Source organism: Microbacterium sp. GXF0217 (genome assembly GCF_054798195.1).
Genome location: NZ_JBSJZG010000013.1, coordinates 1 through 4,087 on the forward strand (window position 1 = coordinate 1; position 4,087 = coordinate 4,087).

The 4,087-nt window shown below is 62.0% G+C and carries 5 protein-coding genes; 2 read left to right on the forward strand and 3 right to left on the reverse strand.

Features of this window, described 5'->3' with window-relative positions; translation table 11 throughout:
* Positions 1-527 (forward strand): ImmA/IrrE family metallo-endopeptidase (locus tag ACWAT3_RS16600; protein ID WP_460800184.1); only part of this gene is annotated, 527 nt, incomplete at its 5' end.
* 39 nt (positions 528-566) lie between these two features.
* Positions 567-1,532, forward strand: coding sequence for a hypothetical protein (locus ACWAT3_RS16605; protein WP_460800186.1), 966 nt, complete (start codon positions 567-569; stop codon positions 1,530-1,532).
* Here ACWAT3_RS16605 and ACWAT3_RS16610 read toward each other — a convergent pair.
* From ACWAT3_RS16610 to ACWAT3_RS16620, 3 genes are all read right to left on the reverse strand, one after another.
* On the reverse strand, positions 1,529-2,053 hold the full coding sequence (locus ACWAT3_RS16610) for a hypothetical protein (protein WP_460800188.1): 525 nt from the start codon (positions 2,051-2,053) through the stop codon (positions 1,529-1,531). The genes ACWAT3_RS16605 and ACWAT3_RS16610 overlap by 4 nt on opposite strands.
* 165 nt (positions 2,054-2,218) lie before the next feature.
* Positions 2,219-3,166 (reverse strand): DUF4238 domain-containing protein, encoded by a 948-nt coding sequence (locus ACWAT3_RS16615; RefSeq protein WP_460800189.1) that lies wholly within the window; start codon positions 3,164-3,166, stop codon positions 2,219-2,221.
* Between the two features lie 597 nt (positions 3,167-3,763).
* Positions 3,764-4,087: hypothetical protein (locus tag ACWAT3_RS16620; RefSeq protein ID WP_460800191.1), on the reverse strand; the 324-nt coding region annotated here is incomplete at its 5' end.

Below are 4,087 nucleotides of genomic sequence, written 5' to 3' on the forward strand. Positions count from 1 at the left end.
ACATGAACACCCCGGCGCGTCGCAACATGGGCCAGATCAGACCGTCACCCCTGGGCCAAATCAGAGTGACAGAGTCAAAGGTCGCTGACGCGCATGGAATCTTCCCCGGCCGGGACCAGCCCGCGGACCTCAAAGCGCTGTTGAGCAAGCTGGGCGGTCGCACCAGAGTCTCCGAGAGCTTTTCTGCCAACGAGGCACTCACGGTCAACGGTGTCGGGGACTTCATCGTGCACTTGCCGCCGATGACGTCCACCCGTCGTGACCGTTTTACTATCGCCCACGAGTTGGGGCACTACTTCCTGCACTACCGCGAACCTGGATTGGACGGCACCGAGAAGTTCGAGCGCGGCAAACGCAACCCGTTGGAAACGCAGGCGAATTACTTCGCTGCCGCGCTTCTCATGCCTTCCGCACGGTTCCGGGAAAGCTACCGGCGACTCGCGGGCGACGTCTGGGCGGTCGCGGATGCGTTCGACGTGTCCCCGCGTGCTGTGGAAGTTCGTGCGCAGTCACTGGGTCTGAGCTAACCGGTGGCCGGGGGGACCCTAGGGCGTTCTGTCCTGTTCTTGTCTGCTGATCTCGTCGGGTCAACCAGCTACAAGCAGAAGCGACGAGGTCAATGGCAGGGCGTCTTCCTCAGCTTCTACCGCCAGTTCCCCCAGTATCTCAATGGCGCGTGGCGCGACCTGCGCCGCGAAGGAATCGAGGCCCCCGAGTTCCGGCTTTGGAAAGCCGTTGGCGACGAACTGATCTACGAAGTCAGCGTCGAGCACGAGGATGATGTCAGTCGAGCAGTGCGGGTATGGTTGCGCGCTCTGCACTTGTGCGAAGAGGATATCCTCCGTGAAGCTCGTCTCGGCCTGAAGGGGAGCGCGTTCATCGCCACCTTTCCAGGGCCCGACAGCGAGGCTACGATCCCTCGCAACCCGGAGTCTGAGAACTCCGACCTCGACGTGGTCACCTTGAATGACGCCGCGCTCAAGCCCAGCCTTCCCCGCCGCTCCCACGCGAAGTATCAGTTCGACTATTTTGGTCCCAGCATTGACACTGGTTTCCGCGTGAGCGCGCACGCCAGCCACCGCTACTTCACTCTTTCCGTGGAGGTCGCCTGGGCTCTGGCGCTCGCGTCCGCCGGTAACGACACGAACTCCGGTCAGGACGAGCACCTTCACGTCGATGATGTGGTCTTCCGCGGGAACGTTCTCCTCAAGGGCGTGTGGGATGGTCGCGACTATCCTCTGTTCGCCCTGGATCGACACTTCGAAGATGGCGTGAACAAGAGTGTGGCGAAGCTCATGCAAGCTCCACCTACCGCTCAGGAGATCATCAACGTCTGTCATGCGTGTAACGCCGACGACAACTGGCCCTGTGCGATGTATCTTCCGAAGTCGAAGAATGAGCATCTTCATGCGCCGCCGGTTGACGCTATGGCTGGTCTTCGCGAGAAGGAACAGTCCCCGGATGGTTTTGAGGAGTTCAAGAAGCCGGCGACCGGCGGGAAGTCTTTGAAAGAGAACGCTCCCGTCGACTAAGCGGGAGTGTTGAAGACCACGGCGAGGACCACGGCCGTCACTGCGCTGACGAGCAGCAACGCGAACCCACCGACTGCTCGACGTACAGCCGCGAACTTCGCCTCTGCTACCGCCGCGAGCACAAGAGTCTGCGACAGCGCGTCGAGGTGCGCCGGGGTCTGACGCATGTGGTCGAGAACAAGGTCCACGTCGGCGCGGGCGAGAGTTGGCCACGAGTAGCGGTTGATCCCACGTGCCTGGTGCCGACGCGGGTAAATCGCGGAAAGAAGCTGCCCGAGCGTGAAAGCGAATGCGCCGACGCACACGCACACAGCGAATCCGACGAAGAGCGTTTGTGTGGTTCCACGAGCCATCGCCGTGACGATGGCGGGTACGTTCGCGACAGTCATCGTCGTGATGACCCCGAGTGCTGCGGTGAGGATGGTGGCCTTGGTATCGGCAAACTTCACCCATTCCGTTGCTTGGTTGAGGGCCTGTTCGCTGCCGGCGGCTTCCGCGGCTTTGAGGGATCTCGAGGTCACAATGCGAGGATACCTACGCCGTCAGATGATACGAACGCGAGATCGGACTGACGCTCCCCATATCCATCCGGACGGGCGAACCTGCAATCGGCTACCAGCACCGTTCCGGCGCGCCTGGCACATGACATCCAATGCGGCTACACCACCTCCATCGGACGAACACCGTTAGCCGGCCGGGGGAAGCTCCGCAGAATCTGCAGCGAAGTCGACCCGACCGCCGAGCTTCGCGATATCGATGAAGCCCGATGGAAGGAGAGCCGCGTCAGCTGGGTGGTGAAAGACCCGGTCCATGGCGTGAGCCACAGTGTTCATGTTGAACGACTTGACGTGGGTCTCGTCGCCGGTCACGCACGAATCTGCGTGACCACTGACGGTGTATTCGACTCCACCGGGTAGCTCTAGTCCAGCTCCGGGGCGGTACATCTGCAGCCCGAGGTAGCGATTCACCGGGAAAAGTAGCGCATACAAGTTCGCGATCCCCAGCGCGACGGAGGATTCGCCTGCCGGGTCCGCGAACGGGGTTATCGGCGCGTCGGAGGTGATCAGTGACGGCTTGGAGAACCTGACAAGCTGCCACCGCCGCAGGAGGAAGAACTCCACATGGCGAGGGATCCAGGTAGAGATCTGCGTCAGGTGGGCCGCAGCCACGAGCGAGGCCGGCAGCTCTTCAGTTAGAAGGTCCAACCCCAGCGGCGCCCCAGGCAGGGCCATCATCTCGGAGAGCTCGTCAGGCGCCGACTCTGCCAGGTGTCGAAGCTCGGCGTTCAGCAGTTGACTCAACTGGCGGCGATGGTCGGGCCCGCGCATGTACTGAAGAGTCAGGTACACAGCAAAAGTTGCTCGTTCCGCTTCGGTAAGCGGCCACTGTCCGGCAGCGATCTTCTGTAAGAGCGCACCTGCAGGAGTTTCGACGGCGCCGAGCGCATCTTCGAACGAGTTCGGGTTCGCGTCGTCCTCGGGAACTGTGTAGAAGTTCCGGAGCACGGTGGCATCTCGTATAGAGACGCCATGCGTCTTTCCGGTGTGGATGCTTACTGCCGTCAGCTGCAGGCCTGAGGAGAACCCTGACAAGTACGTGCGTGGGACCGTGTGGTGCTTGGTCTGCCCAGCCATGATGCTGCCTCCGGTCGTAGCCCGACCATACACCGGCGGAGCACGCTTCACGACGCGCTAGTCGCTCGGGTCCGCCGTGCGATCCAGCGAGAGGTTCGCCTGCAACTGACACGCTTGCATGCACGCGTGTGCTGTCCCCGCGGGGTTCCAGGGGACGGCATGCGGTACACAGCGCGGGCAGCGTCATTGGGTGGTGAGCGCCCTGGGGGTACTCGCTTAACCGGCAGTAGCGCGTGTTTGTTGAAACCCGTCGCCGGAGCTGGCGAGGCAGAGATTCTTCGCAGGCTGATTCGTCCACGTGAAATGCTCGAGCGGACCGTCAGCAAAAGCTGTCTCAGATTCTGTATTTCGGAGAGTGCCGAGAAAGTATTCGAGATCGGTTAGCGGAGTTCCCGTGGCGAAATCTCGTTGTGAAATACGAGAAACGAACCAGCGATCTCGATCTCTGGGAAGGTGTCGACCCTTGAGTCCGAGTATGCACTTCGCGGGGTAGGCGGGTCGGGCGCTGGGCATCTCGGGGTCGAATTCCGCCGGTCGCGACAAAGCCGCACGGCCGCCTCTGATGCGAGCCGGCCGTGCGACTGAGTCTTGCAGCGGTCAGGGGGCGATGCAGATGGTTGACGCTGAGGTCACGTCGCCGCCGGCGTGTGCGAACCAGGCCTGGACCCCTGTGCCCCAGCCGGAGCGGTGCGTACCGGGCCCAGACCAGGCCGCCTTGCTGGCACCGTTGATAGTGCCGTGCCGGTGCTCCGCCCAAGCCCCGGTGTCATTCGTCGTCAGGCTCATGTACGAAGTTCCGCAGTTCTTTGACCCGCTCTTGGAGCCATACGCGAACGCCGACGGGTGAATCGGCCTGACTTTCGTTCCGTTCTTCAAGCAAGGATGGAACTCGATGAACAGGAAGTACTCGCCGGAGATGCG